The sequence below is a fragment of the Anaeromassilibacillus sp. An200 genome, assembly GCF_002160025.1.
GTDB classification, from domain to species: Bacteria; Bacillota; Clostridia; order Oscillospirales; family Acutalibacteraceae; genus Caccousia; species Caccousia stercoris.
This window is the reverse complement of sequence record NZ_NFJU01000024.1, coordinates 1-26,374: the sequence shown is the minus strand read 5'-3', so window position 1 is coordinate 26,374 and position 26,374 is coordinate 1. Positions and strand designations below refer to the sequence as shown.

General features: G+C 52.5%; 20 protein-coding genes. 11 read left to right on the top strand and 9 right to left on the bottom strand.

What is annotated here, in order from left to right; translation table 11 throughout:
* Positions 1-108: 108 nt before the first annotated feature.
* On the bottom strand, positions 109-1,578 hold the full coding sequence (locus B5F35_RS12290; protein ID WP_242969513.1) for a hemolysin family protein: 1,470 nt from the start codon (positions 1,576-1,578) through the stop codon (positions 109-111).
* 414 nt (positions 1,579-1,992) lie between these two features.
* Here B5F35_RS12290 and nifJ point away from each other — a divergent pair, with 414 nt between their 5' ends.
* The 5 genes from nifJ (at position 1,993) to B5F35_RS12255 (ending at position 9,377) form a co-directional block, all read left to right on the top strand.
* The gene (nifJ, locus tag B5F35_RS12280) at positions 1,993-5,541 is read left to right on the top strand and encodes a pyruvate:ferredoxin (flavodoxin) oxidoreductase (RefSeq protein WP_087241373.1); all 3,549 of its coding nucleotides are present in this window, start codon (positions 1,993-1,995) and stop codon (positions 5,539-5,541) included.
* Between the two features lie 228 nt (positions 5,542-5,769).
* Positions 5,770-6,501, top strand: a complete 732-nt coding sequence (locus B5F35_RS12275) for a hypothetical protein (protein WP_087241371.1) — start codon at positions 5,770-5,772, stop codon at positions 6,499-6,501.
* A 488-nt stretch (positions 6,502-6,989) separates the two neighbouring features.
* Complete coding sequence (locus B5F35_RS12265) at positions 6,990-7,358, top strand: hypothetical protein (protein WP_087241367.1); 369 nt, start codon at positions 6,990-6,992, stop codon at positions 7,356-7,358.
* Entirely contained in the window at positions 7,355-7,903 is a 549-nt protein-coding gene (locus tag B5F35_RS12260) for a DUF2087 domain-containing protein (RefSeq protein ID WP_087241365.1), read from the top strand. Before B5F35_RS12265 ends, B5F35_RS12260 begins: the two co-directional genes overlap by 4 nt.
* Before the next feature lie 178 nt (positions 7,904-8,081).
* Entirely contained in the window at positions 8,082-9,377 is a 1,296-nt protein-coding gene (locus B5F35_RS12255) for an MATE family efflux transporter (RefSeq protein ID WP_087241363.1), read from the top strand.
* Here B5F35_RS12255 and B5F35_RS12250 read toward each other — a convergent pair.
* Positions 9,325-9,621: a YcxB family protein gene (locus B5F35_RS12250; protein ID WP_242969512.1), complete on the bottom strand. Its 297-nt coding sequence runs from the start codon at positions 9,619-9,621 to the stop codon at positions 9,325-9,327. The two genes, B5F35_RS12255 and B5F35_RS12250, sit on opposite strands and share 53 nt — an antisense overlap.
* A 273-nt stretch (positions 9,622-9,894) precedes the next feature.
* Here B5F35_RS12250 and B5F35_RS12245 point away from each other — a divergent pair, with 273 nt between their 5' ends.
* Positions 9,895-11,334, top strand: coding sequence for an SMI1/KNR4 family protein (locus B5F35_RS12245; RefSeq protein WP_087241361.1), 1,440 nt, complete (start codon positions 9,895-9,897; stop codon positions 11,332-11,334).
* Positions 11,335-11,450: 116 nt separating this feature from the next.
* Here the strand turns inward: B5F35_RS12245 and B5F35_RS12240 are convergent, their stop codons facing one another.
* The 3 genes from B5F35_RS12240 to B5F35_RS12230 form a co-directional block, all read right to left on the bottom strand.
* The gene (locus B5F35_RS12240; RefSeq protein WP_087241359.1) at positions 11,451-12,305 is read right to left on the bottom strand and encodes a carbohydrate ABC transporter permease; all 855 of its coding nucleotides are present in this window, start codon (positions 12,303-12,305) and stop codon (positions 11,451-11,453) included.
* Entirely contained in the window at positions 12,302-13,228 is a 927-nt protein-coding gene (locus B5F35_RS12235) for a carbohydrate ABC transporter permease (RefSeq protein WP_164488525.1), read from the bottom strand. Before B5F35_RS12235 ends, B5F35_RS12240 begins: the two co-directional genes overlap by 4 nt.
* An 86-nt stretch (positions 13,229-13,314) precedes the next feature.
* Positions 13,315-14,724, bottom strand: coding sequence for a carbohydrate ABC transporter substrate-binding protein (locus B5F35_RS12230; RefSeq protein WP_087241357.1), 1,410 nt, complete (start codon positions 14,722-14,724; stop codon positions 13,315-13,317).
* A gap of 210 nt (positions 14,725-14,934) precedes the next feature.
* On the opposite strand from B5F35_RS12230, the gene B5F35_RS12225 reads away from it, so the two are divergent.
* Positions 14,935-16,734 carry a sensor histidine kinase gene (locus B5F35_RS12225; RefSeq protein WP_162611415.1) on the top strand — a complete coding sequence of 600 codons (1,800 nt, stop codon included), beginning with the start codon at positions 14,935-14,937 and terminating at the stop codon, positions 16,732-16,734.
* Complete coding sequence (locus tag B5F35_RS12220) at positions 16,712-18,286, top strand: response regulator transcription factor (protein ID WP_087241353.1); 1,575 nt, start codon at positions 16,712-16,714, stop codon at positions 18,284-18,286. The genes B5F35_RS12225 and B5F35_RS12220 overlap by 23 nt, the downstream gene beginning before the upstream one ends.
* A gap of 34 nt (positions 18,287-18,320) precedes the next feature.
* Here the strand turns inward: B5F35_RS12220 and B5F35_RS12215 are convergent, their stop codons facing one another.
* Positions 18,321-20,945, bottom strand: coding sequence for a discoidin domain-containing protein (locus tag B5F35_RS12215; protein ID WP_087241351.1), 2,625 nt, complete (start codon positions 20,943-20,945; stop codon positions 18,321-18,323).
* Between the two features lie 15 nt (positions 20,946-20,960).
* Entirely contained in the window at positions 20,961-21,977 is a 1,017-nt protein-coding gene (locus B5F35_RS12210) for a peptidylprolyl isomerase (RefSeq protein ID WP_162611414.1), read from the bottom strand.
* A gap of 409 nt (positions 21,978-22,386) precedes the next feature.
* Here B5F35_RS12210 and B5F35_RS12205 point away from each other — a divergent pair, with 409 nt between their 5' ends.
* From B5F35_RS12205 to B5F35_RS12200, 3 genes are all read left to right on the top strand, one after another.
* The gene (locus tag B5F35_RS12205) at positions 22,387-22,803 is read left to right on the top strand and encodes a hypothetical protein (RefSeq protein ID WP_087241347.1); all 417 of its coding nucleotides are present in this window, start codon (positions 22,387-22,389) and stop codon (positions 22,801-22,803) included.
* Between the two features lie 231 nt (positions 22,804-23,034).
* Positions 23,035-23,208, top strand: coding sequence for a hypothetical protein (locus B5F35_RS18745; protein ID WP_162611413.1), 174 nt, complete (start codon positions 23,035-23,037; stop codon positions 23,206-23,208).
* Positions 23,186-23,839, top strand: coding sequence for a hypothetical protein (locus tag B5F35_RS12200; RefSeq protein ID WP_140401216.1), 654 nt, complete (start codon positions 23,186-23,188; stop codon positions 23,837-23,839). The genes B5F35_RS18745 and B5F35_RS12200 overlap by 23 nt, the downstream gene beginning before the upstream one ends.
* Before the next feature lie 1,006 nt (positions 23,840-24,845).
* Here B5F35_RS12200 and B5F35_RS12175 read toward each other — a convergent pair.
* Positions 24,846-25,589: a DUF6882 domain-containing protein gene (locus B5F35_RS12175; protein WP_087241337.1), complete on the bottom strand. Its 744-nt coding sequence runs from the start codon at positions 25,587-25,589 to the stop codon at positions 24,846-24,848.
* Positions 25,590-25,616: 27 nt separating this feature from the next.
* On the bottom strand, positions 25,617-26,374 hold a 758-nt coding region (locus B5F35_RS12170), incomplete at its 5' end, for a helix-turn-helix domain-containing protein (protein ID WP_140401214.1).

Genomic DNA, 26,374 nt, shown 5'->3' with positions numbered 1-26,374 from the left:
TAAAGAGGAAGGAAAAGCAAGGGAAATCCCGCACAAATCGATCCAAAAGCCACGAAAAAAGCGGAAAACTCAGCCGCGCAGCAAAACACGGCGGTTTCTCGCTGTTTTTTAATCCCTTTTCCCTTTGCGTCCGCGGGAATCGTCCTTCCGATTCTCCTCCTCGGGCTGGGGAACGGGCACTTTTTTCTCAATCAAAATTTTCGTAATGCGGCGATCGGACACGGCGCCGACGGTCAGCGTCAGCGGCGGGATGGTCACGCTGGGATGCTCGTCGGGGGACGGCACGCGCCCAAGGCGCTCCATCATCAGGCCCGCAATGGTATCATACTCCGTTTCCGGCAGCTCCACGCCGACCAGATCCTCGATCTCGTCGATGGGCGTTACGCCGTCCACGGTAAACTTATTCTCCGCCAGCTTGCGGATCTCCTCCTCCTCGTGGTCATATTCGTCCTGAATATTGCCCACGATGGACTCGAGCAGATCCTCCATGGTGATCAGGCCCTCGGTGCCGCCATACTCGTCCACGATGATGGCGATCTGCACCTTGCGCTCGGTCATCTCCTTAAAGAGATCGCTGCACTTTTTGCCCTCGGGAATGAAATACGCGGGGCGCATGAGCTGTGTGATCAGCACATTCGGCGAAGCCTCCGGGACGACAAAGCGGAGCAGATCCTTGACATACAGGATACCCACAACCGTATCGAGATCCTCATGGTACACCGGGATGCGCGAGCAGCCTTCTTTCATGGAAAGATGCACCACGTCCTGCACGGAGCTGGTGTCCTCCACGGCATGAATATCCGTGCGGTGCGTCATGACCTCCACAACGGTGGTGTCGCTGAAGTCGAAAATGTTTGAGATCATGTCCTTGGCGTTCTCGCCGATGACGCCCTTCTCCTCTCCGGCGTCCACCATCATGAGGATTTCCTCCTCCGTGACGGTCTGCTCGCCATCGTTCGGATTCAGGCCCAGCAGGCGCATAACAAAGTTGGTCGAAACGCTCAGCAGGGCAATGAACGGACGGAACACCACGGCGATCGCCTGAAGGATGCCGACAAAGCGGAAGGCCAGCGCCTCCGCCTTCTGCATGGCAATCTTCTTCGGGACCAGCTCGCCGAGCACCAGTGAGAAATAGGAAAGCAGCAAAGTGATCAAAAAGGTGGAAACTCCGTCCACCACGCTGTGGGACAGATTCGGCGCGGCCGAAAGGATGGCCGCCGTCAGCTGCGGGGCAAAACTCTGCGCCGCGGAGGCCGAGGACAGGAAGCCGGCCAGCGTCACGCCAATCTGGATGGTGGACAGAAAGCGGCTGGAGTTTTCGGTCAGGCGCAGGATGCGGGCGGCTTTTTTGTTGCCGTCCTCCGCCATTTTCTTGATCTTGTTGTCGTTGAGCGTGATCACGGCGATCTCCGCCGCAGCGAAAAAGCCGTTGATCAGGATCAGCACCAGCAGAAGCACGAGCGACGGCACGCCCCCTCCCGCGGTATCGGAAGCGGCGGGAGCGGCAGCCGCGTCAGGCGCGGCGCTGAGCAGGCGGAATAATGGCGGCAGCATGGACCCCTCAGGTTCGGGAGACATATGGTTTCCCCTTTCACAGTAAAATTTTGCGGCGGAACGCGGCCAAAGCCACCCCCGCCTTTTTCAGAACGTATTGCTTTTTATTTTACCGTATTTTGCACGCCCATGCAAGCCGCGCCAGCGCGCGTGCGCCCCTGCAAGCGTCCGAAACGGCGCGCGGCGGGCGCGGCAGACACCCAAAACCCGGAAAAATCCCCCGTGGAGGGGAAAAATGGGATAATTCCGCCTGTTTCCGCCGCCGCGCTCCGGTGTGGGGAAGCCTTGTCCGCCGCGCGCAGAATTCTGGCGAAAATCGCCCGCACAGCCCTTTACAGGGCGTGGAAAAAATGATAGAATTTATTCAGTGCAGTCTGGATGCGGGTCCGGTCTGCCAGGCGTATCCTAATAATCCTTAAAAGGAGGAAAAACATCATAATGGATGCAAGAAAAATGAAAACCATGGATGGCAACAGCGCGGCCGCGCATGTTTCCTATGCGTTTACCGACGTTGCTGCCATCTATCCTATCACGCCTTCCTCTCCGATGGCGGATGAGACGGACAAGTATGCCGCCGCGAACAGAAAGAACCTGTTCGGCCGCGAGGTCAAGGTGACGGAGATGCAGTCCGAGGCCGGCGCTGCCGGTGCGGTGCACGGCTCTCTGGCTGCCGGTGCTCTGACCACCACCTACACCGCTTCTCAGGGCCTGCTGCTCATGATCCCGAACATGTACAAGATGGCCGGTGAGTTCCTGCCGAGCGTTATCCACGTTTCGGCCCGTTCCCTCGCCTCCCATGCCCTGTGCATCTTCGGCGACCACTCCGACGTGTACGCCTGCCGCCAGACCGGCTATGCGATGCTGTGCTCCAACAGCCCGCAAGAGGTCATGGACCTGGGCGCCGTTGCGCACCTGTCCGCTATCCGCGGCAAGGTTCCGTTCCTGCACTTCTTCGACGGCTTCCGCACCTCCCATGAGATCCAGAAGATCCACATCTGGGATTACAACGATCTGGGCGAGATGCTCGACTGGGACGCCGTGGAGGAATTCCGCCGCAGCGCTATGAATCCTGAGCATCCCTGCACCCGCGGCACCGCTCAGAATGACGACATCTTCTTCCAGGCCAGCGAAGCCGGCAACAAGTACTATGATGCTCTGCCGGAGATCGTGGTCGATTACATGAACAAGGTCAACGCCAAGATCGGCTCCGACTACAAGCCCTTCAACTACTATGGCGCTCCGGACGCGGAGTATGTCATCGTTGCCATGGGCTCTGTCTGCGAGTGCGCCGAAGAGGTCGTCGACTACCTCAACGCCGCAGGCGAGAAGGTTGGCCTTGTGAAGGTTCACCTCTATCGTCCGTTTGTGCCGAAGTATCTGGTTGACGTTCTGCCGAAGACCGTCAAGAAGATCTCCGTGCTCGACCGCACCCGTGAGCCCGGCTCCATCGGCGAGCCGCTGTATCTCGACGTGCTGGCCGCCCTCAACGGCACGGAGTTCGGCTGCGTGCCGATGTTCACCGGCCGTTACGGCCTCGGTTCCAAGGACACCACTCCGGCTGACATCATCGCCGTGTACCGCAACATGGAGAGCGAGACGCCGAAGAAGCGCTTCACCGTTGGCATTGTCGACGACGTGACGCATCTGTCCCTGGACATCAAGGAGAACCCCGACACCGCTCCCGCCGGCACCACCTCCTGCAAGTTCTGGGGCCTGGGCGCTGACGGCACCGTTGGTGCGAACAAGAACTCCATCAAGATCATCGGTGACCACACCGACATGTACGCGCAGGCTTATTTCGCCTATGACTCCAAGAAGTCCGGCGGCCTGACGGTTTCCCACCTGCGTTTCGGCCACAAGCCGATCAAGTCCACCTACTACATCAGCAAGGCTGACTTTGTTGCCTGCCACAAGCCCTCCTATGTCCATGAGTATGACATGGTGCAGGACGTCAAGCCCGGCGGCAGCTTCCTGCTGAACTGCCAGTGGACCGACGAGGAGCTGGATCAGCACCTGCCGGCCAAGATGAAGAAGTACATCGCGGAGAACAACATCAACTTCTACACCATCGACGGTGTGAAGCTGGGCAAGGAGATCGGCCTGGGCAACCGCATCAACACGATCCTCCAGTCCGCGTTCTTCAGCATTGCCAACATCATTCCGGCGGAGCAGGCTATTCAGTACATGAAGGACGCCGCCACGAAGTCCTACAGCAAGAAGGGCCAGAAGATCGTCGACATGAACCATGCGGCTATCGACCGCGGCGCGAAGGAATACCACAAGGTCAACGTGCCGGAGTCCTGGAAGAACGCCGTCGACGCGAATGTCGAGGAGAAGGAGATCAAGGGCAACCCCGCGACCGTCAAGTACGTCAAGGAAGTCCTGATCCCGGCCAACAAGTACAAGGGCAACGAGCTGCCGGTTTCCACCTTTGTGGACATGGCCAACGGCGCTGTGCCTCCGGGAAGCGCTGCTTACGAGAAGCGCGGCATCGCCATCGATATTCCGGAGTGGAATCCCGACAACTGCATCCAGTGTAACTTCTGCTCCTATGTCTGCCCGCACGCTGTCATCCGTCCTGTCGTCATGAACGAGGAGGAGGCCGCCAAGGCTCCCGCCGGCATGAAGATGAAGGACATGACCGGCATGCCCGGCATGAAGTTCGCCATGACCATCTCCGCCTATGACTGCTCCGGCTGCGGCTCCTGCTCGCAGGTCTGCCCGGGCATGAAGGGCAACAAGGCTCTGACCATGAAGCCCATGGAGACTCAGCTCGAGAGCCAGGAGAAGTTCGATTACGGCCGCACCCTGTCCGTCAAGCCTGAGGTCCTCGAGAAGTTCAAGGAGACGAGCGTGAAGGGCAGCCAGTTCAAGCAGCCGCTGCTTGAGTTCTCCGGCGCGTGCGCGGGCTGCGGCGAGACTCCGTATGCGAAGCTCGTCACCCAGCTCTTCGGCGATCGCATGTACATCGCGAACGCCACCGGCTGCTCCTCCATCTGGGGCGGTTCCGCACCGGCCACTCCGTACACCACGAACGAGAAGGGCCATGGCCCGGCCTGGAACAACTCCCTGTTCGAGGACAACGCCGAGTTCGGCCTGGGCATGACGCTCGCTCAGAACGCCATCCGCGGCAGACTGCGCGAGTATATTGAGAACATCATGGCTTCCGACAACGCCTCCGCTGAGATGAAGGCGGCCTGCCAGAAGTATATCGACACCTTCACGGACAGCAAGGCAAACCGCGAAGCGACCGACGCCCTCATCCCCGAGCTGGAGAAGGCTGCCTCCGCGGGCTGCGAGCTCTCCGCCAAGGCTCTGAAGGATAAGGATTACCTCGCCAAGAAGTCCATGTGGATCTTCGGCGGCGACGGCTGGGCCTATGACATCGGCTTCGGCGGCCTCGACCATGTGCTGGCCTCCGGCGAGAATGTCAACGTCCTGGTGTTCGACACCGAGGTGTATTCCAACACCGGCGGACAGGCTTCCAAGTCCACCCCGATCGGCTCCGTTGCCCAGTTTGCCGCTACCGGCAAGGGCATCAAGAAGAAGGATCTGCCGGCGATTGCCATGAGCTATGGTTATGTCTATGTTGCGCACATCGCGATGGGCGCCGACTACAACCAGACGATCAAGGCTATCACCGAGGCGGAAAGCTACGACGGCCCGTCCCTCATCATCGCCTACGCACCGTGCATCAACCACGGCATCAAGGGCGGCATGGGTATCTCCCAGATGGAGGAGAAGAAGGCTGTTGAGGCTGGCTACTGGCAGAACTTCCGCTTTGACCCGAGACTCGCTGACGAAGGCAAGAATCCGTTCCACCTCGACAGCAAGGCTCCGACCGCCAGCTACCGTGACTTCATCATGGGTGAGGTCCGTTACAACTCCCTGACCCGCGCCTTCCCCGAGCGTGCTGAGAAGCTGTTCGCGGAAGCCGAAAAGGTTGCCAAGGAGAATTACGAGCGCCTGGCCAAGATGTCCGAGTAATTCGGTCATCGCAAAACCCGCATCGCACACCCGGAGGAGAGGTTTTCCGGAAAGCCTCTCCCCGGGCGTCGGAAAGGGGCGTACCACAGAAGCTTCGGCTCTGGGGTACGCCCCTTTTTTGCGCTTTTTCCTCCTGCCTTTTCTTACCATTCTCAGAAATTGGCCGATAAAACAAAAGAAAGGATTCAGAAATTTGTATGAGGGAGCAGGAAAAAGAGGGATTATTTTATGATGGATCTCATGAACGCAGTAGGCTTTTCGGGAAACATCGCATCCTCCGCGCTGCAATCGTCTCACGCCGCACAGGGAACCGCGTTTCAGGATCTCATGGCGAGAGAAGTACAGGCAACGGCAGCGCAGCAGGAAACCGAAACCCAGCCGGCAGATCGTGAGCTGACCACCATCGGCTGGGAGGAAGCCATGGCGGGCAAAAAGGGCGATATTATCGTTCCCAAGGACGAAGAAGATCGGGCGCTGATGAATGCCTGGTTCGCTGATTATCTGGAACGCAACCCCGGCCCTTCGCCTGAGGACTATGAGCCGCTGCCGAACCTGTCGGATGTACTCAGCGGTGAGGAGTGGAAAGAGCTGGCGAGTAAATACAACCCCAGCTGCATGACGCAGAAGCAGTATGACAGCTTCCTGGAAGATCTGGTGGAGATGGGCGCGCTGCACACCTCCGATCTCGAGGATCTGGGCCACTCGGAATATGCGCCCAAGTGGGTCAAGATTACAGCCGCGATGCTGCGTCCCAAAATAGCAAACGGCGCGGAGCTGCCTCCGGGAGGATCCGTCCCCACCTTCACGGACGGTGCACGCTATGTCAATGTTCTTTACTGGGCGCAGGAGGAAAAGAGCTGGCTGTATTACGACGAGGGACAGAGCGACTGGGTACGCGACCACAAGGCGCAGGCATTCCAGCAGGTTTATAATGTTTTGCAGCAGATGCGCTTTATGTGATAAATCGAAAAGCTAAAAAAGCGCAAACGTGAAGTTTTCGCTGGGGCCTTTTTCAAAAGGGCGCCGTGTGCCAGCGGCACACAAACAAGGCGCCGACCGGAGCGGAAGCGGAGACTTTGCAGGGGTAAAGGGGGTGGAACCCCCTTTTAAGAAAGTATGCGAAGCCAAAAAAAGCCAGGAAAAAGAGCAAAGCGATTTTTTCCGGACGTCTTTTTCCAAGTAATTTCCCAAACAAGCATCATAATTGAGTAACGTTTTGTTAAACCGACGCATCCCGTTTCTTTTGCGGGATGCGTCGGTTTTTAAGATCATTATCCTCTTCTAATTTATTTAAATATTTATCTAATTAGAATTGACTTTTTAATATCACACATATATAATCATATTAAGGGAGAAAAGGCCTTCCCCTCCTATGCAAAAAGCCGGGGCGCGAATCAGCGCATCCCGGCAAACAAAATTGTCATAACAGAAACGGAGGCAGGAATCACATGGAAGAAAAGCTGGAGCGTATGAACGCATGGTTTGACGCGCAGATCGCGGCCTGTGCCAAGCAGCAGGAAACCCTTCTGGCGGACGATCGCGCGGACGAGGCGGATTTTGAGAAAATCAAAGCAAACATTTATGATATTTTCCGCACGGTTTTAAAGACCGCCGCAAAGGAAAGCAAGGGAGACGACGGCGCGGCCAAACGCTTTTTCCTGCTGCGGATGGAACAGATTCCCTCCGCCTGGTCCGCATCCTACGACAAAGCCAGGCAGCACGGCGACGCGGAAAAAATGCGGATTGAAAGCTTAAAGCGGAACACTGCGCAAAAGATCCGCGCAAAATTCACCGAAATCTGGGAGGAAACCGCATGAACGAAACCGAGGCCATCCGCTTGTTCAAATGCCTGTCCGACAAATCGCGGCTGCAAATCCTCAAATCGCTGGCCATTGAGGACATGTATGTGGAACGGCTCGCGGAGCGGCTGAACGTATCCGCCCCCACCGTCTCCTTTCATTTAAAAAAGCTGACCGAGGCGGGCGCGGTCAGCTCCTACAAAAGCCAATATTACACCATGTATTCGTTGAACCGCGCCCTGTTTGATATCACGCTTCTTTCGATTTTGCAGGAAAAATCCGAGGAAGCCGATCTCCAGCAGCAGCGCGACGCAAAATACCGGCAAAAGGTGATCGACACCTTTTTTGAGTACGGAAAACTGAAATCCATCCCCGCCCAACAGAAAAAGCGGCGCATTGTGCTGGAGGTCATCGCGGAACAATTTGAGCGTGGAAAGATCTATCCCGAGCGCGAGGTAAATCTGATCATCGCTGATTTTCACGAGGACTTCTGCACCATCCGCCGCGATATGATCGGCGAGCATCTGATGGAACGGGACGCCAGAGGATATTGGCGGATATGAGAAAAACCATGCTGCCGCAGGTTGCATCAAAACCGCTGCTGTGCTACAATATGACATAGTTTATAACAAATAGAACAAGCACTGCCACCGGGTAGTCGGATGCTCTGCATCCTTGTTTACGGCGATAGGTCTGAGCAGCCGTAAATGAGGATGCTTTTTTTAAGAAAGGAAGACTTGGATGATCGAAAAGCAGCTGCGCAGGTATCTCCTGCCCAATATTCTGGCAATGGCGGGAACCTCCTGCTATGTGCTCGCCGACACCTTTTTCATCTCCGCCGCGCAGGGAAGCGACGGAATCACGGCGCTGAATCTCGTTCTTCCCGTCTATGGGCTGATGTTCGCGATCGGCTCCATGATTGGAATTGGCTCTGCCACACGGTATTCGCTGAGTAAATCCCTGGGAACCGGGGATCATGACAAGTATTTCTCGAATGCGATCCTGTGGGCGTTTCTGTTCAGCCTGATCTTTGTTTTCATTGGCATCTTCTGCCCGGACGCCCTGCTTCGCGTGCTGGGCGCTGACGACGCAATTTTAGCGGTGGGTCTTCCCTACACGCGGATTTTTCTCTGCTTTGCCCCCTTCTTCCTCACCAGCTACACCTTCACCGCATTTGTCCGCAACGACGGTTCCCCCAAAATCGCCATGACCGCCACACTGCTGAGCGGTATTTTCAACATCGTGTTCGATTACCTGCTGATGTTCCCGCTGGGCATGGGCATGGTGGGCGCGGCGCTTGCCACCGGCGTTTCTCCCATTGTCAGCATCACGATCTCCATGGTGCACTATCTTTCCAGGCGAAACACGGTCCGCTTTGTATGGGCTATCCCATCCGCAAAAAGGCTGCTGCTTGCCTGCCAGCTGGGTGTGGCGGCGTTTGTGGGAGAGATCTCCAGCGGCGTCACCACGATGGTATTCAATTTCCTTCTGCTGGGTTTGGGAGGCAATCTGGCTGTGGCCGCCTACGGCGTGGTAGCCAACACGGCATTGGTCGGCACAGGCCTGCTCAACGGCGTGTCTCAGGGCTTGCAGCCGCTGGCAAGTGAAAGCTATGGAAAAGGAGATCAGGACGCACAGCGAAGAATTTACCGGCACTCGCTGCAAATCGCCCTCCTGATCGCCGTGCTGCTGGTTGCCTTTGTAGTGCTGTTTGCCGGTGCGGTCGTGAGTGCCTTCAACCGGGAACAATCGGCGGAGCTTGCCGCCTATGCGATCCCCGGCATCCGCATTTACTTTTGCGGCTTTCTCTTTGCTGCCATCAACATCGTCAAATCAGGCTTTCTCAGCGCGGTTGGAAAAGGAAAAGAGTCCTCCCTCCTTGCCATTTCAAGAGGTGTGGTCGCGATTGTGGTTTTTGCCTTCCTGCTCTCGAGGCTGTTCGGCATGATGGGTGTGTGGCTTGCCTTCCCCATCTCGGAACTGTTCACTTTGCTGCTCGGCCTTGTTCTGCAAAAGAGACAACCGCATATTTCGTGATGTTCTCCGCCATCATGGAAGAAAAATCACGCGGATCTCCCGCCGCCAAATCCTTTTTCTGCAAAACCGTGACACGTTCCCCATATACCAAAAGAAACAAATCCTCTGTTTCAACAACACATTCAAAATCGCTGTGCGGCACGCTTTCCACGCCGCAAGACACACCGCACTCAACACCCTGGTGCGAAGCCTGCTTCTGCTTCTCCCCTGTGCCACACCACGCAGCCGATCGATCACTTTCCACATTTGCGGGCAGCTCTCCCGCGAGACAAGCTCCGTCCGTTTTTCAAGCGCCCTGCTTACCTGCGGCAAAAGCTTCTCTGTCTCATATGGGCTGATATGGAAGGTGAAAATTTTGTCTGCCATTCGCTGCACTCTCCTTTTCTGTCGAAATAGAGGGAGCCTTCATTATATCGTATCTTTGTGAACTTTTCTATGTGCCCACAGGGTAAGGAAAACCGCCCGGACAGGAAACAAACATTCCAAACGAAACCAAGATAAACCGAGGAGGATTGACATGATACTGGAACAGCTGCAAACCATCCACTCATTTGGCTATGGGCCGGAAAGCACCGTGACGCCGGACGATATCGCCGCCAAGGAAAAAGAACTGGGCTTTCCTCTGCCGGAAGCGCTGCGGGAGTTGTATCTGACCTTTCATCCGGACGATCCCCTCTTTTCCGGCGAGATGCATTTGATCCCTCTTTCGCTGCTGCAAACCTGCCGGCGCACCTGCTGGTCGTATACAATTCTCACACTGCTTCCGTTTTGCCGCGGCGAAAAATATGGGTACGCCTTTGAGGTGAGCCGTCATATCAAAAAAATACCCTGCCCGCAAGGGCGTTCTGCGGATGATCCAGAAATTTTTGGCCTTTTTGTGGCGCCCGAAACGGCCAAGGAGAAAAAGGATCTGAACGGCTATATGGTTCCGTGCAACAAAGCCAGGCTCTCCCAATGGCTGGTGGAATGGCTTTCCTATGAACAGACACGGGCGCAGCCAAGCATCGTTGCTGTAAACAAAGACAAGGTCCCGCATTATTCCGATCTTCAAAAAATGATCCCTCATCATTTCTATGAGATTCCAAAGGAAGAATTGGCAAAAGCGCAATATAATTTTGTCACAAGATATACAGAAGAACCTTCCCGCCTGTTGTACGGCACGATCCTGTATGCGCCCACCGGCTATATCGGCGCTCAAACCGATGAGGAGCTGGAAGCCCTCATGAAACAGCTGGGATTTCGCTATACCTGGGTAAAAAGCCAGACCGGGCATCCTATTTACAATGCCGCGCCGCCGGAACCCCCGAAGGAACGGGAGCTGCTGTCCATCACGCCGGTGCTGGAATTTCTTCGCGCATTTGCAGGGATTACACGCACGGGGGCGAAGGAGGAAAGCATCCAAAGAGCCGAAGCCCGGCTGGAAGCTCCGCTTCCGCTGCCCATGGAAGAATTTTACCGCTGTCTGCCAAGCTCCTTCTACCACAGTTACAATACCATCCGTCCCCTTTCCACTCTCAGAAAAGCGAAGGACGGCAAGCTGAATTTTCTGGAGGAGAACCAAGCTGTTTACCATTGGGCGGCAGAGCTGAACAGCCCTTTCCTCTACCGCCGCAGCAATGATGGTGTAGGCGAATGGGTTCCCTTCGGCATCATCGACGGCTTCCTGGCGGCGGAATTCCTGTGGGCGCTGGCCTGTGACGAAGATTTGGATTTAAATCTCTGGGAAGTTCCTGATTTTGAACCGGACATGCTGAAACCGGGCGGAAAACTGGCATCCCATCTGTTCCCCATCGCAAATATCACAGAGCAAATTGCCGCAGGCAACACACGCAGGCTGTATCAGGCTGCCAACGGGCAGGCAGTGGGATTGTATGACAGCCTGGAACAGACCTTCTGGTTTGTGACCAAAGACGAAGCGGTGGAAGATCAGCTGGACAAGGAGCTTTTCCCCCGCTGAATTCCCCAAAAAACAAAGCGACAGCCGCCCCGGCTTTGCCGGGGCGGCTGTCTGTTCGGAAAGAAGCTTGGAGTTTTTTGTGCGTACAGATGAAATCTTTTTTGTGTTCCGGCCTCTCAGCCTTTCAGGCCGCCGACATTCATGCCCTGCAGCAGCTGCTTCTGCCCAATAATAAAGAGGATAACCGTGGGAATGAGAGCCAGCACCAAAGCCGCAAACAAAGCGCCCCAGTCTGTGGCATATTTTTGAATCTCATACAGATTCGCAATGCCGATCGGAAGCGTCTGCTTCGCGGAGTCTGTCAGCATCACCAATGCGACAGGATACTCGTTCCATGCACTCATGGCCGAAATCATGCCGACTGTGACAATGCCGGGCTTTGCCATCGGGATAATGACGCGGCGAAGGATACCGGCCGGCCCGCAGCCGTCGATCATGGCAGCTTCCTCGTAATCACGGGGGATCGAGCGCATGAAGCCGGTCATCAGGAAAATAGCAAACGGGAACTGCATAGCCGCGTACAAAAGGCCAATGGCGACGCGGTTGTTCAGCATGCCCAGCGTGTTCATCTGAAGGAACAGAGGGATCATGATGTATGTGGCCTGAATGAAGATCGCCGCCATATAAACCGTGGTGATCACCTTCACGCCAAAAAACTTATACCGTACCAGGCAGTACGAGCAGGGAATGGCACAGAGCATGAGGATGCAGAGGGTTTCCAGCACAACGAAAAGGGAATTGAAAATGTTGGCTCCCAATTCCGATTTCGCGATGGCGCGGACGTAGTTGTCCCACTCCAGCCCGCTTGGCAGGGCAAAGGCGTTTGTGAGAAACTCGGTGTTGGTTTTAAAGGAGGAATAGATGTTCCACACCAGAGGGAACATCATAACGATCGCAACCAGGATCAGAAAGACACGGGTGATCCATTTTATAATCTGCGCGCGAAGGATGCTTTTCTCATTTATTGTCATCTCTTCTCCTCCCCTCGGCTGGAAAGGCAGCGGGAAATCAGGGACAGGATCACCGAAATGGTCAGTGAGAACACCGTGATCGCCATCGCATAGCCAAAGTTACCGTTCACAAAGCCCTGCTGGTACATATATTGCAGCAGCACGGTAGAAGCGCCGTTCGGCCCTCCGGCCGTCATCACTCTGGAAAGCACAAAGCTGAGGTTCATCGTGCCGGACATGGCCAGAACAAAGGTGATGCCGATGATGTCGCGCATCAGGGGAATGGTAATGCTGATAAATTTGCGGAAGCTGGAAGCACCGTCAATGGTGGCCGCCTCGTAGATCTCATTCGAAATGCCGTCCATAGAGGCCATATGCATGACCATGTAGTAACCGGTCGCCTGCCAGATCAGGGTGATCGCAATGCACCACAGGGCCGTGGCACTGTCTCCGACCCACGGCCTGGCCAGATCGCCAAGGCCCACAAATTGCAGGAAGGTATTCACAATGCCCATGGTAGGATGGAATACAAAGGACCAGATGATACCCACAACCGTCATGGAAATAATATTTGGGAAATAGAAGATGGTGCGGTACAGGCCACGCTCCCGGAGCTTCGTCTGGGAAAGGATAAAGGCCAGAATCAGGGCGAACAGGATCGTGATGATCGGCACCACCAGCAGCAGCTTGCCCGTGTTGGCCAGAGCCTGCAAAAAATACTCATCCCGGAACATATAAATATAGTTATCCAGTCCCACAAAGCTTGGATTCAGGCTCAGGGCGGTAGAGTCCCAGAGAGACATCCACAGCGCGCGAACGGTGGGGATGATGGTAAAGGTAATGGTCAGCAGCAAGGTAGGCAGAACGCACACGCAGATAAATCCCACAGGAAGCCGGTGCAATCCGCCCTTTTTCTTCGCCGGACGCTTTGATTTCTCCGACATAGGAACCCCCTTCTTCTTAAAATACCCTGCCAGGACCACTTGCTTCTGTCCTGGCAGGGCATCGTTGCATACAGATTATGGACACGTTATCCCGCGGTATTGGCTACCTCGGTAAAGGAAGCCTCCACCTTCTGGGACCACTCTTCCGGCGTCATGGCACCGTTCATCAGATCGGCGATGGACTGGAAGACTTCATCGCGCGGAGTCACCTTGCAGCCTTCCGGCAGAGCCGCGAAACCAAAGACCATGCTGTTACCCACGTCGTATACCTCATTCATGCTGTACACGCCCTCGCTGACATAGTCTTTACTCCACTCGGTGGCCTCTTTCAGTGCATAGATACCGCCTGCCTTTTCCGCAAACAGCTTCACGGAATCCTCCGTATACAGGAAGCGCAGGAATTCCTTCGCCAGCTCAGGATTCTGAGCAGCAGCGGGGATGCTGAACTGCTCCACGCTGGTCATGACATACCGGGCGTCGCCGGCCTTCATGGAAGGAGCCGTGGTCAAACCAAACTCAAAGCCCTCGGCACGCGGAGCGTCCTTCATTTCTCCCTCCATCCAGTTGCCGTTGGGGATAAAGACCGCCTTGTTCATCATCATCTCGGTCTGGCTCTGCGTGTGGTTGAGCGCCACAGAGCCTTCCATCAGATAGCCGCCGGTGGAAATCTTCTGAATGTTCTCCAGCACAGCCATCACCTCGGGGGAGGAGAAGGAGCCAGGGACATAGCTGCTGATATCGGTGGCTGTTTCCAGGCCCGCGGCGGAAGCGATCGCCGGCCACAGCAGGGACTCCATATAGCCCGGATACTGGCCGGCATAGGTCAGCAGCGCGATGCCCTTTTCCTTGGCTTTATCGCCCAGCTCAAAGAATTCATCCCAGGTTTCGGGCAGCTCCCAGTTGTTTTCCTTGAACAGGGTTTTGTTATAGACGAGGCCCAGCGGAGAAGCATTGAAGGGGGCCAGATAAATCTTTCCGTCGCTGTAGGGCGAGCACTTGGCCGTATCCAGCACGCCGTCCAGAACCTGATCCTTGAGCGGGGAGGTATCCTCCAGGCCGGGGCCTTCAAACACATCGGTGATATCCATCAGGGCATTTTCACGGATCAGCGAGGAGATCAGGCCGGAGGTATCGTTGTCGTTCATGGAAATGAAATCGGGAACATTGCCTGCCACGATCTGGGGACGGATAATGTCACCGATGGTCGGGCTGATCTGCATGGTCACGTTCACACCGTAGGTCGTCTCAAACTGACTGACAATTTCTTCCCAATATTCAGGACCGTAACCGCCTTCAAAAATTGCGATGTTCAGTTCCTTGTTCTCAAACTCTTTGGCACCCGAGGATTCCTCCTGGGATGCAGCCGAGGACGCCGCCGATCCGGGATCGGACGCCGTTTCGCTCGGAGTGGACGTGCTGGGCGAAGGGCTGCTGCAGCCAGCAAACATGGCCGCACACAAAGAAAGCGCCAGAGTCAGGCTTACCATTTTTTTCATGTGATGTATTTCCTCCTTTTTGCTTTCTGCTGTAAGAGTATCTATTACCTTCCTCTTTGTCCTCATTATAAGACAGCAGCTCCTGTAAAAACATATAGAAAATTTCAAACAACCTGTATTATATTGACTTTTGGCGAGCATCCATGTATACTTTGCCTAAATAAACAAACTTTTTTGTTGCTTTTCTATAGAATCAAGGAGGAATTGGGATTGAAGAGGAAAACCCCTTCCGGCCAGGGAGGCAAAGTGCGTTCCTGGATCCGCAATATCAAAATCCAGTACCGCCTGCTTGCGGTGTTTCTGCTGATCTCCCTGCTCCCCACCGTCTGCATCGGCACCTACGCCTATCATGTGTACACCCGATCCATCAACAACAAGATCAGCGAATCCGTACTGCAAACCATGCGCTCCATCAACACCAACATGACGATTGAGCTGGAGAAATATCAGGACTACTGCTCCACCCTTTCCATTGCGGACGCTGTGCAGGACAGTTTGCAGCAGACGCTGAACGGACAGGCCGTTTCCAGAGAAATGGTGCTGGCCATCCGGGAGCTGGCCACTGCCATCCCCCTGCAATCCACCTATCTGAAAAATCTGCGGATCGTCAGTCTGGACGGAACGACCATTTACGACCGCGGCTACGACGACATCCCCTATGAAAAGAGCGAACAGCTCGTTGAGACCATTGACGAAGCTTCCCCAAGAGACAGCCTGCAATATATTTATACCTACCGGTCGCAAAACAAGCTGGTGCTGGGAAGGAAGCTGTACAGTGTGGATTTCAGCGGGGAAGCGGTCGGCTATATCATGGTCTATATCAATGAGCAGCTGTTTGAGGAAAAAATTTTTGCCGGGGTTGCCTTCGGCCCTTCCTCCAACATCATGCTGGTAAACGCACACGGCGATGTGCTCTCCTCACAGGATCGCAGCTTCCTTGGGCAAAACATCGCGGATTCCAGGCTGTTTCAGGAAATCCGGACAAGTACCACAGCGGGCCAGAGCACCTTCAATCTGGAACACCAGATCGCGGTCGCCGTATACAACAAGGATTTTGACTGCTATCTGATCGCCAACATTCCGGAAAGCTATATCACCGAGGAAACCCGGAGCATCAACACTGTCCTGTTCTGGATTGCAGCCGCTCTGATCTTTCTCTCTCTGCTGCTGACGTTTGTTGTATACGTCAGCATCGTCTCCCCCATCCGCAATATCATCTCCGCCTGCAACATCACATCCGATGAGGAACTGAACGTCCACATCAACGACCAGAATCAGGATGAGCTGGGTTTCCTCGCCCGGACAATCGATCGGATGATGGACGAGATTCTGCTTTTGATGGCGCGCCGCAGGGAGGATCAGATCCGCCGCAGAGAGCTGGAGCTGAAAAATCTGCAATATCAGATCAACCCTCATTTTCTGTTCAATACACTCAATTCCCTTCAGTGGGTCGCCACCATCAACGACGTTCCCGCCGTGGCCGAAGGCCTTTCCTCCCTGAGCGCTCTTTTGCGCAACACGATTATGAAAACGGACGAATTCATTCCACTCTCGGAAGAAGTGGAAAACCTTTCTCATTATTTTGCGATTCAGAAGATACGCTATGGAAATTCCTTCGACGTATGCTGGCAGCTCGCGGAGGAAACCAGTACGCGCCTTCTGCCGCGCTTTATCCTCCAGCCTCTCGCGGAAAACGCGGTCATCCACGGCACGGAAAACATGTCGGAGGCTATCGTAATCACCGTCAGCAGCAGCCTGGATGAAAACGGGTGCATGATCGTGGAAGTGCGGGACAACGGCTGCGGATTTTCCTCTCTGCCGGTCAGGCGGGAAAAGGATCGGTTTTCCGGGATCGGCGTGAACAACGTATCCGAACGCCTGAACATTTACTACGGCACGGCCGGCGGATTGGAAATCAGCAGCGAAAAAGGAAAAGGCACCGTTTGCCGCATCACCATCCCCCCACCCGAAGCAAGGAGGCAGCAAAATGTTCCGAATTCTCTTGATTGACGATGAGCCCATGATCAAAATCGGCGTCCGCAAGCTTTTGGAGGACACCGATTATATCATTGCGGGAACGGCCAACAACGGCATGGAAGCACTGGAATATTTAAAGACAAACAGCGTGGACATCATCATGACCGATCTGAAAATGCCGGTCATGAACGGACTCGAGCTGATCCATCGGCTGAATGCCCTGGCCTTTGACGGAGCCATTTTGGTGCTGTCCAATTATTCCGACTTTGATCTGGTGCGGGAAGCGCTCACAGAGGGGGCGCTTGACTACATTCTGAAAACAGATATGACGCGCTCCCGTCTGCTCAAATATCTGGAAAAAATTTCGCAGAGCCTGTGCCTTCAGCGGAAAAAACAGGTCGAAGCGGCGGAACAGGCCCTTCAGCAGGAGCAAAACAGCCAGAAGCTTCTGTTCGCGGAAATGGAACGCGCCCTGTTTACCGATGGCGCTCTTTCCGCGAGCACGCAGAATTTTCTCACCAACGGGCGTGGATCCGGGGCTCAGCACGGGATGATGCTGATTGACCTGTCCAGTGCGCAGGCACAGCACCAAAAACCGCTTTTGCGCCAGTTCCAGTCTATTCTGCCGGAAATTTTATCCGGAGCCGGTACGATACAGACTATCCAGCCGCAGCAGGATCAGCTTCTCTGCCTGTTCTTCCATCTTGCCGGCCCGGATATCCTTCAAAACCGCAGCCGTCAGCTTCTGCGGCAGGCTGAAATCTATTTCAAAGCGGAGCCCGCCATCGCGATCGGCATATCTCCCGCTGACGGCGGCATTTCTTCCCTGCGCGCATGCTTTGAGAAATGCCAGAACGCGCTGCGCCATGCGTTTTATCTTCCCGACACTCACCTTTTTCCCACCGAAAAGTTCTCCTCCCTGCAGGAGGAAAATCCGTCTCTTTATCACGATTTTCTCGAAAAAACGGTTGCGGCATGCCAATCCAGGCTTTCGGACGCCGCTTTGACCGAGATCCGGGGTTTCCTTTCCGTATGCGCGCAGAACCGTTACGATCCGGACTGGGTGCGCTCGTGCTGCTGCAGCTGCATGGAGCATCTTCTCCTTTCGCTGCACATTTCACTTGGAAACACCGCCGCCGTCCTGATGAAGCAGCTCAAATCTGCATGGAATATCGACACGTTACAAACCACCCTGATCGATGGACTGTTCGAATTTGTGCTTCCGGACTCCTCCCTGAACGTTTCGAGCAAAAAGGAGGTTTCGTCCGCGCTGGCCTACATTGACGGCCACTATATGGAGAAAATCACGCTGGAGGGATTGGCTGAGCACGTCCATCTGAACAAAAGTTATCTGTGCCGCCTGTTTAAGAACGAAACCGGCCTGAGTATTTTCCACTACATCAACCAGGTGCGTATGAAAAAAGCCGCCCAGATTCTGGCTGATAAAAGCGCGTCCCACAGTGTGAGCGCTGTGGCAAGCGCCGTGGGGATCGATGACGCCTTTTATTTCACCCGCAGATTCAAGGAGTATTTCGGCAAAACACCACGCGAATATATGCAGGAAACCGCGGCGGACACACAATAAAGCATGTCCGCCGCGGTTCTTCACAGGGCTTGCATCATTGCCGCTGCGTATAATAAAGCGCCGCTTCACGCAAGCTGGGATCGGTCTGCCCCTGACTGTTGGATGAGGTGTCAGGTTGAAGGGATGTAATGACAAGCCGGATCTTTTCTGCGGTACAGTCTTCAAAGGACAACTCACAGGACGATCCGATGGTTCCTTCATAGGAATACAGCGTTGTGATCGTATCCCCGTCCACTTTCTGCAATTCAATCCCTGTAATGCGTTCTGTCGCCCAATTCTCCACAATATTCTCTTCCAGGCGTAACGTGTTGAAGGTTTTTTGTCCCTGCAAATCAAATTCAAGCCACATTGGTACAGTGGAATCGGCGGCAGCCCACCGGGAATCCTGGGTACTGTCACCGTCGTTAACCCGTTCAGCAGGGAACCTTTCATGGGCACTGCTGGCAGCCACCGGCTTATTCAGCAGCAGATTATCCCCATCGCCCGGAACCGGAGGCTCAGGCGTTTCAGAGGGTGAATGGTAAAGCTCCAGCTCCACGATGCTTGGATCGGTTTGCCCCTGTCCATGCTCTGTGGTATCCGGTCTGAGTCCGGTGATATTCAGCCGCAGAGCCGAGGTCGTGACAGGATCAAAAACGAATGCTTTGTGATCGCCTACTTCCCCGTTGTATGTGCAAATGGTTGTATAATTTCCATTTGCATCGGGCATCTGAAGCTCAAACGAGGAAATCCGAGGTCCTGCCCATCCTTCCACAATATTTTCTGTGAGGATCATTTTATTGACGGTGATATCCTGCTCAAAGCTGAGATCCAGCCATATCGGCAGCTCGGAGTTTTGAGCGGCCCAACGGGAATTTTGTGTGTAATCCCCATCCGCAACGTTTGCTGCAGGGAATTGGGGATGTGCGTTGTTTGCGGTTACAGACGCCTGCCGGGCATAATTGGTCGGGATCGTCAGTTCTCCCTGTTCATACTCGTGTACTCCGATATCCGGGGCCGCGCCATAATAAAGCGGTGTGCCATAAAAGTCACGTTCGCCCATCTGCGGCACATAAACGCCCGCATCGATCAGCGGAGAGCCTTCCTGCAGCTTGTACCCATCCCATACAGTTGCCCCGCTGAGGATGCCCGCGGAATTCTTTTGCGGCTCCCGGCCGGGATCTACCATCATCGGGTTTTCTGTGACCTTGTGCGGATCCTCGGGCTCATAAGGCGAGTGCTGGCCGCTTGCCTCATAGAAACAGTTGTTGCTGAATTCAACCTGGCCCATATTGCCAAGATATTGTGCTGTGTCATGCCAGGTTGTCGTTGTGGTTTCGCTCTTATTGTAGAATACGTTGTTGTAGAAATACGTCATGGACTTAAAGGGATCGCGATGCATAAACTTGGTCCGTGCGCCGTCATAGATAATTACATTGTTCACAAAGTAGGTCGGCGTGGTGCAGGGAGTGAGGAAGTATTTGATGATGAAATCACCCCCGTCATCGCTGATGTTATAACGGATGATGTCATTGTCATTCTTTCCCATATACAGCATCCATCCACAGGGGTTGTTGTGCGAGTAATTGAACTGATAGACAACATCCTTCAGCGCGGAGTCCATGTCATACGGGCTGCCGTCTGCGTTGGTGGAAGGACCGTTATAAACCTCGTTGAACTGGAAAACAGCGTTTTCCGTTTTCCAGGGATAAAGAGCCACCGTGGGGCGGAACGAGGGATACCGCTTGAGGAAACCGTCCACGACGTTGTATTCCACAACGGCATTCATGGCATCGCACAGGTCAATGCCTCCCTGCCCAATATCTTCCATATAGTTATGGCCGATATAAATATCTCTCATCCACAGATTGTTTGGTCCAATGTCCGCCTGATAATTTCCCCGGACCATATCCACATACCCTGTGATGCCCAGGAGATCTACTTTACGGATTGTATTGTTGGCAATCCGCAGATCACGGAACGAGGTATTGGGGCGAATTTTACTGCCAATCACGTTAAAAATAATACCGCCGGTGAACGTGTCGTTCCAATCATTAGGACCATCCACATCATGGATATAGCAGTTTTCAATGTAAATGTGATCCATGATTCCGTCGGCATTATCCTCCAGCTGATCGCCGTCCACGATCAGCAAAATGCCGTTGCGGGTTTTGTCCTTGTTGGGATAAGAATTATCGCCCTGCGGTCTTTGCAGAACAATATCCTCATCGAAATTATCGTCATTTGTAATCTCAAGATTCCGGATTTCCCAGTATTCCTGATTCCGCAGATGCACCGCGCCGGAATAATTAAAGCCGCGGTCCACGCCCATACCATTGATAACGGGAAGGACATCTCCACCATATTTATCTATTTTGATGGGCGCTCCCTCTTTGCCGGAGCCTTTCGGCCACAGCCATTCTCCGTTCCAGACACTGCCGGACTTGAGCAGGATCTGATCTCCCGGCTGAAAGGTGGTATCGGTTACTTTTGTCAGGCTTTTCCATGCCTGTTCCGGCGAAGTACCGGAATTGGAATCATTGCCCCCTTCAGCATCCACATAATAAATGGTTCCAACCGCTGCACCCGAAGCAGTCCCTTCCGCAAATACATGCGAATATGGCGCAAACACTGTCAATACCAGAAACAGTGCCAGCAAACCCGACAACACTTTTTTCACGGCAATCCACTCCTTTTACATCATTTGAATACTCTCCCACAGCTGCTCCTGGACCTGAAACACACATTCATCCCGCAGCTTCCGGAGATGAGCGTCAAGATACTCTGCGGCAAGGATGTCCCGAATACGATTTTTCACCTCCTCATACTCCATTACCTGTACTTCATCCCTGCGCGTTATCTCAAGCAGGTACATTCCCTGCTGGGTTTCAATTACCTCCGAAATTTCTCCCATTTGCAGTTGTGAACATGCCGCATAGACTTCACTCAAACCATGGAGATCCGCCTTTTGCGTTAAAGATGTAAATTCAAAAAATTGGGCTTCCCCGCAAGTCGCATATTGCTTGCAGGCCTGCTCAAAGCTCATTCCTTTTTCAATCGCTTCTTTGGCCTGCTGTGCCAGGCGGTACGACTCATCCTTTTCTCCTTCTATCAACAGCGCAGATGCATGGATATCCCCCACTGTTGTAAACATATCCAAATTCTCGTGATAAAAATCCTTTGCCCGTGTCTCTGCCTCGGGATCCTCCTGTATCAGTTTTTCTCCAAGGGAATTTCGCAGATTGCTGATCAGGTGACGGTAATAATTTTCAAATGAATACTCAACCGGTCCATACACCACTCCATTTTGTGAGACCGATGACTGTCTTTGATCATTGAAGCCTTTCCATTCCTTCTTTAAGGTCCTCAAATCAATGTTTTCAATCAGCCCTTCTTTCTGTGCCTCCTCAAGCACAATACATCCGTCAATCAGTTCATCGAGCGCCCGGTTTCGCGCATAATCCAACGGTGTCTGACCATTGTATTCCGTTGTCCAAAAACTATTATCAAATGTTGTGCACCCATAGTTCTCTGTGTAATAGACAGTCGCAGCGCTCTTTTGCTGTTGAAGAAACTCTTTCCATTCATCGGCAAAAATGTTCTGTGTCCCAACTGTAATAACCGGCGTTTGGTAAGACCGTGACAAGAACCAGCCAAAAAAGAGGATAAAGACAATACTGCCGATGATCAGTATTTTTTTCTTTCCGTTCATGCGTACCATAGCGCATTCCCACCTTCCAGCTTTAAAGTCCACTGCATGCATGATTTCTATAGTCATTATCTTCGATGGAAACCGTATCTTTACATAGAACCAATTTACTTTACCCTGCACTATTTTGACTTTTGCACAAACACCTCTCTGAAATTATAAATAAAAAACGAAAAACACAAATATTTTATATGTAATTATACCAAAATGATAAAAATTTGCGCCGCTGTGTCAACAAAATGTATTGAAAAGGAGCCTCAAAATAAACAGCAGCGATAATCGATGAATGCGGATAAATATGTGATTTTACAGAAATTTATTAAAAATAGTGTTGCATTTTGCAGAAAATCCAGATATAATAAGCTCTGATCTATCTGCGCCTATTGAGCGCGTATATTAGGAGGAAGAATTTATGCAAAAGCACACTCTGCTCAAAGTCATCAGCATCCTGTTCATTGTTTTTGGCGCCATGAGCCTGCTCTCCGCTTTCAGCAGCTTTGGCAGCAACTCTGCCCTGGGAGCAATGGGAATTATCTCCTCTCTCGTTGCAGTTGTGGCTTCCGCTCTGCAGCTGGGTGCCGGTATCCTGGGAATCCAGAAGAAGGATAATCTGGATCTGTGCAAAAAGCTGGCTTTCGTTCTCATTGCGCTGGCTATCCTCAACGGTATCCTGAGCATCGTCCTGGTCACCGTTATTGCCGGTGCGGTAGGCGCGGGGGCAGGCGTAGGCATTGCCGCTGGCGCCGTAACCGGCGTGATCGCCATGGTCTTTGGCCTGATCCTGCCTGTGCTGTACCTGATCGGCGTCAATAAGTCCTCGAATGCCTAAGGCATAACCGGACCATACCAACTGCGCGATCCCGCTAAAAAGCATAGAAGGCTGTATCCCCTGATGTTGAGAGCACCAAAACCTCCAGCATCAGGGGTTTTTTGTTTTCTCCGAATTCGCGGAACAGCACGAAAAATTGATACACGAAACGCCAAATACACCTCAAAAAATTTCTGTAAAACAAAATGCATTTATTTGAATTCTTAACTTTTTCTGGAAAATGACGATACAATGTTGAGTGCATTTAGGGCTTGTTTGAAAATAGAGAAAATGCCGGATTTTTTCCCAGAGCGAGGTGGTTTCCAGGAAAAAAGCGCAGGAATCCTTGCCGGATTCCGAGCATTTTTGACGCAGAAAGCAGCCGCTATTGGGGAAAAAGACGATGTTTATGATTTTTCAAAATAATTTTGTGGGTATGAAGTTGGAAGGCTTAAAGCCGGGACAGATTCTTGACCACGTTGATCTCAGCAAAGCCATACCGCTTGATCCTCTGTTTGGTAAGAACATTCAGTACAATCTGGATAGTTCCTTTGTTGTAAAAGGGCGGCAGGATTTTGTTGCATTTTCAGGCGGCAATGTTTCGGAAAAAGCCCAGGAATTAGCTGAGCAGATGAAGGAATATCCTGCGGGTGTCGCATTGTCCATGGACGGATTCAGTATGGAACAGCTCTCCGAGCTTATAGGCGGCATCGGAAAAGAAATCGACAGCGCCTTTGCCGCAGGCGAGATTTCAGAACAGGAATACGCCGACTTAAACAAAGGGCTGGACGCCTACACAGATTTTATGACGGAAAAGGCGGAAAAACAAAACGCTTCCTTTGCAATTATGAAACAGACAGCAGCAGCCACAAAAGCAAAAATCCAGAGCGGCGCGTCGGAAAAAGAAATGACCGACTATGCGGAACTGGTGCGCGAAAAGTGGCAGGAAAAAATTGACGAATATCTTGAGGAAAACGCTTACGACAGGACAGCGTTACAGCAAATGATTGCTGCTATTCGCACCGGAAAGGCGTTATCTTTTCATGCAATGGCGTGATGCAAAGATACAGACACTTTGCAGGCAAGGCATCTTGATAAAAACGCTCCTCTGCAAGGACAGCCGAACAATTGGCTGTCCTTTTTGTCTGCACAGGAAAAGCCAGTAAAAGGTTAAAAAACGTTTTAGCATTAAAACTATTTTTATTGACAAATATTTTAAAATTATATATAATTTTACAAAATCATTTGCTATCAAATGCCTACAGCGATGTTGTCGCTCAGAACAGAATGAAGATCCCTAATGAAATTGAAATCAATGTAGATACTTTTAACGATAAGACTACGGATGGACAGAATGAAACTGAACTCATCGAAAAGTTTAATACACTCGTTAGGTCAGTTTACAAGGAACTACACGCAGACCGAGAAACGGGCTGCTGACAACAAACGGCGGTATGCTCCCGGAGAGGGCAGCATACCGCCTGTTTTGTTGTCTGGGGTTTCCAAAGGGGCTTGCCCCTTGGCACACGACTTTGCTTGCAAAGTGTAGTGTGTTATACCTGCTGGCGTGGCTGGCGGGGAAAACGGGGTGCGGTGCTTCATGCGCCCCGTTTGCTCCGGCAGGAAAACAGGCTGAATTTTTGCGAATGGGAATGAGCAAAAAATCGGGCTGTTTTCAGAGAACGGCGGCAGGTATATGAAAGCCCCGTCCTTCGTCCCACACTCCAACTTGTGGACAAAGTGTCCCAAAGTTGTGGCCACACTCCCGGAAAAGCAGCAGGACAGCGGGCAACCGTCAAGACTGAAATGAATGGGTTTACACCCGGCCTTGACCGCCGCCCGCCGTCCCGTTGAATGGGTGGACAAGGCGGCCAATCCCTCAAAGTGCTTGGCCGCTCTCTTTCTGATTTTGGAGCGTTTTTCTCTAAAAATTGAAATGGGCGGGAAGCCATTTTAGGGCTTTCCCTCCTTGATTGCCCATCTGCAAAGACGGGCGGGACTGTCAACGGCGGCGCATGAAATGCGCCGTTCATTTTGACCGTTGACTGGCTCGACTGGCTATGCTATTTTCCAGATAAAATGGTATTCATAGCGCAAATACGCCAAAAATCATTTGCTTGTTCAAACTCAATTTTCAAATCTTGCTGAAAATGAGCGAGTAATGTTTGATTATCCCATTCATATTTCGTATTGTTCCACGAGAGAAATCCCTCCACAAAAATTTTGTGATCAATACTAAATTGTTGAATACATTGCGTCGTTATAGATACGAATTTTTGAACATCGACAGAAGCAAACACACTATCAGGAACACCTGAAAATGCAACAAAAATTGCTCCACCAGAATGTGGGCCTCTGTAATAACAATACTTATCAATTAAGCCGCAAGTTACGATAGACAGGTTATGCCCGTTGAATGTATTGTCCAATGTAAATTCTGCTGTCGTTAGTGGCTCTAAATTCCAGCGTTCCCCCACTACTTTTGCGTGTGTGGCTACCTGAATAATTTTCTCGGAAAATCCATTGATATTTTCCCACCCCCACAGCCATGTGTTACTTGATATTGCCTCGCTTCCGATAAATTGAAGCGGATACTTTTGATTTCCAAAAAGTATTACGCCCTCTGAAAAATCAACATTCCAGTCTTGCCCCTTTACCACCTGTTCACTACAAGCAGTCTGTATTGCTATCATTTTACCTAAGCAAGCTGAAAACACTTGAAACCAGTTTCCTGTATCAATATTGAGATGCTCAATCCAAATATTTTTTCTGTTATCCTGTTTTCTGTCTTTGCCCCAAAATCTCATCTGTATTTCCTCCATAATATATTTCTTTTATTTCCTCCCCCTTTGTGAGGTTGGATTTTTCAGCAAGTCAGACTTTTGTGCAATCTTTTTCAGCCACTTCCTTTCTTCCTCGGACAGCTTCTTATAATTCAGTTTGAGCCGCTTGCAGATAAACATCATAGCCGCCTGCTCCGGGTCGCTGTCCTCTTTAGCGGCTTCCTCGGCTGTCTGCAAAAAATCTTCCAGAGGATTGTCCTCCGGGACGCCGAAAAAATCGTCCTTGTGGGCTTCCCGCAGGTCGAGGGCTATCTTGTTTATGTCCTGCTGTATCACATAGCGGCAAAAGCTGTCGTCGTCAATGTGGGCGGCGATAAGCTGTCGCAGCTGCGGGTCGGTCAAACCGGGATTGTATTGCTTCATAATGGTTGCACTCACAGTGTCCACTATGGCGTTTGCACTCTGTACCTGTTTTCCCGCCACGCCGTTCACATAGATTTCAAGGTCAGCCATCAGCCGGGGGAAATCCGGGTGTACTGCCAGCTCGCACAAGAGTGAATTATCCACCCGCCCACTTTTCAATAGTTCAATCATATCATCACTCAAACGCAGGTCTGCCAGATCGGCGTTTGGGTGATTTTTTGTTTCTGACAGCCCCAGCAGATAATCGGTGGTCACATCGTAAAACTTCGCCAGCTTGATAAGGGCATAGTGGCTGATGTCCTTGAAGTTGTCCCCCTCATAACTGCCTAAAGCGGACTTGGAGAGATGGGTTTTCTCCGCAAGCTGTTCCAGCGTCAGTCCGCGCT

Excerpts from the sequence above, each read along its gene's own strand:
- B5F35_RS12290 (WP_242969513.1), bottom strand. The coding sequence starts at position 1,578 with ATGTCTCCCGAACCTGAGGGGTCCATGCTGCCGCCATTATTCCGCCTG.
- nifJ (WP_087241373.1), top strand. The coding sequence starts at position 1,993 with ATGGATGCAAGAAAAATGAAAACCATGGATGGCAACAGCGCGGCCGCG.
- B5F35_RS12275 (WP_087241371.1), top strand. The coding sequence starts at position 5,770 with ATGATGGATCTCATGAACGCAGTAGGCTTTTCGGGAAACATCGCATCC.
- B5F35_RS12265 (WP_087241367.1), top strand. The coding sequence starts at position 6,990 with ATGGAAGAAAAGCTGGAGCGTATGAACGCATGGTTTGACGCGCAGATC.
- B5F35_RS12260 (WP_087241365.1), top strand. The coding sequence starts at position 7,355 with ATGAACGAAACCGAGGCCATCCGCTTGTTCAAATGCCTGTCCGACAAA.
- B5F35_RS12255 (WP_087241363.1), top strand. The coding sequence starts at position 8,082 with ATGATCGAAAAGCAGCTGCGCAGGTATCTCCTGCCCAATATTCTGGCA.
- B5F35_RS12245 (WP_087241361.1), top strand. The coding sequence starts at position 9,895 with ATGATACTGGAACAGCTGCAAACCATCCACTCATTTGGCTATGGGCCG.
- B5F35_RS12240 (WP_087241359.1), bottom strand. The coding sequence starts at position 12,305 with ATGACAATAAATGAGAAAAGCATCCTTCGCGCGCAGATTATAAAATGG.
- B5F35_RS12235 (WP_164488525.1), bottom strand. The coding sequence starts at position 13,228 with ATGTCGGAGAAATCAAAGCGTCCGGCGAAGAAAAAGGGCGGATTGCAC.
- B5F35_RS12230 (WP_087241357.1), bottom strand. The coding sequence starts at position 14,724 with ATGAAAAAAATGGTAAGCCTGACTCTGGCGCTTTCTTTGTGTGCGGCC.
- B5F35_RS12220 (WP_087241353.1), top strand. The coding sequence starts at position 16,712 with ATGTTCCGAATTCTCTTGATTGACGATGAGCCCATGATCAAAATCGGC.
- B5F35_RS12210 (WP_162611414.1), bottom strand. The coding sequence starts at position 21,977 with ATGAACGGAAAGAAAAAAATACTGATCATCGGCAGTATTGTCTTTATC.
- B5F35_RS12205 (WP_087241347.1), top strand. The coding sequence starts at position 22,387 with ATGCAAAAGCACACTCTGCTCAAAGTCATCAGCATCCTGTTCATTGTT.
- B5F35_RS18745 (WP_162611413.1), top strand. The coding sequence starts at position 23,035 with ATGTTGAGTGCATTTAGGGCTTGTTTGAAAATAGAGAAAATGCCGGAT.
- B5F35_RS12200 (WP_140401216.1), top strand. The coding sequence starts at position 23,186 with ATGTTTATGATTTTTCAAAATAATTTTGTGGGTATGAAGTTGGAAGGC.
- B5F35_RS12175 (WP_087241337.1), bottom strand. The coding sequence starts at position 25,589 with ATGAGATTTTGGGGCAAAGACAGAAAACAGGATAACAGAAAAAATATT.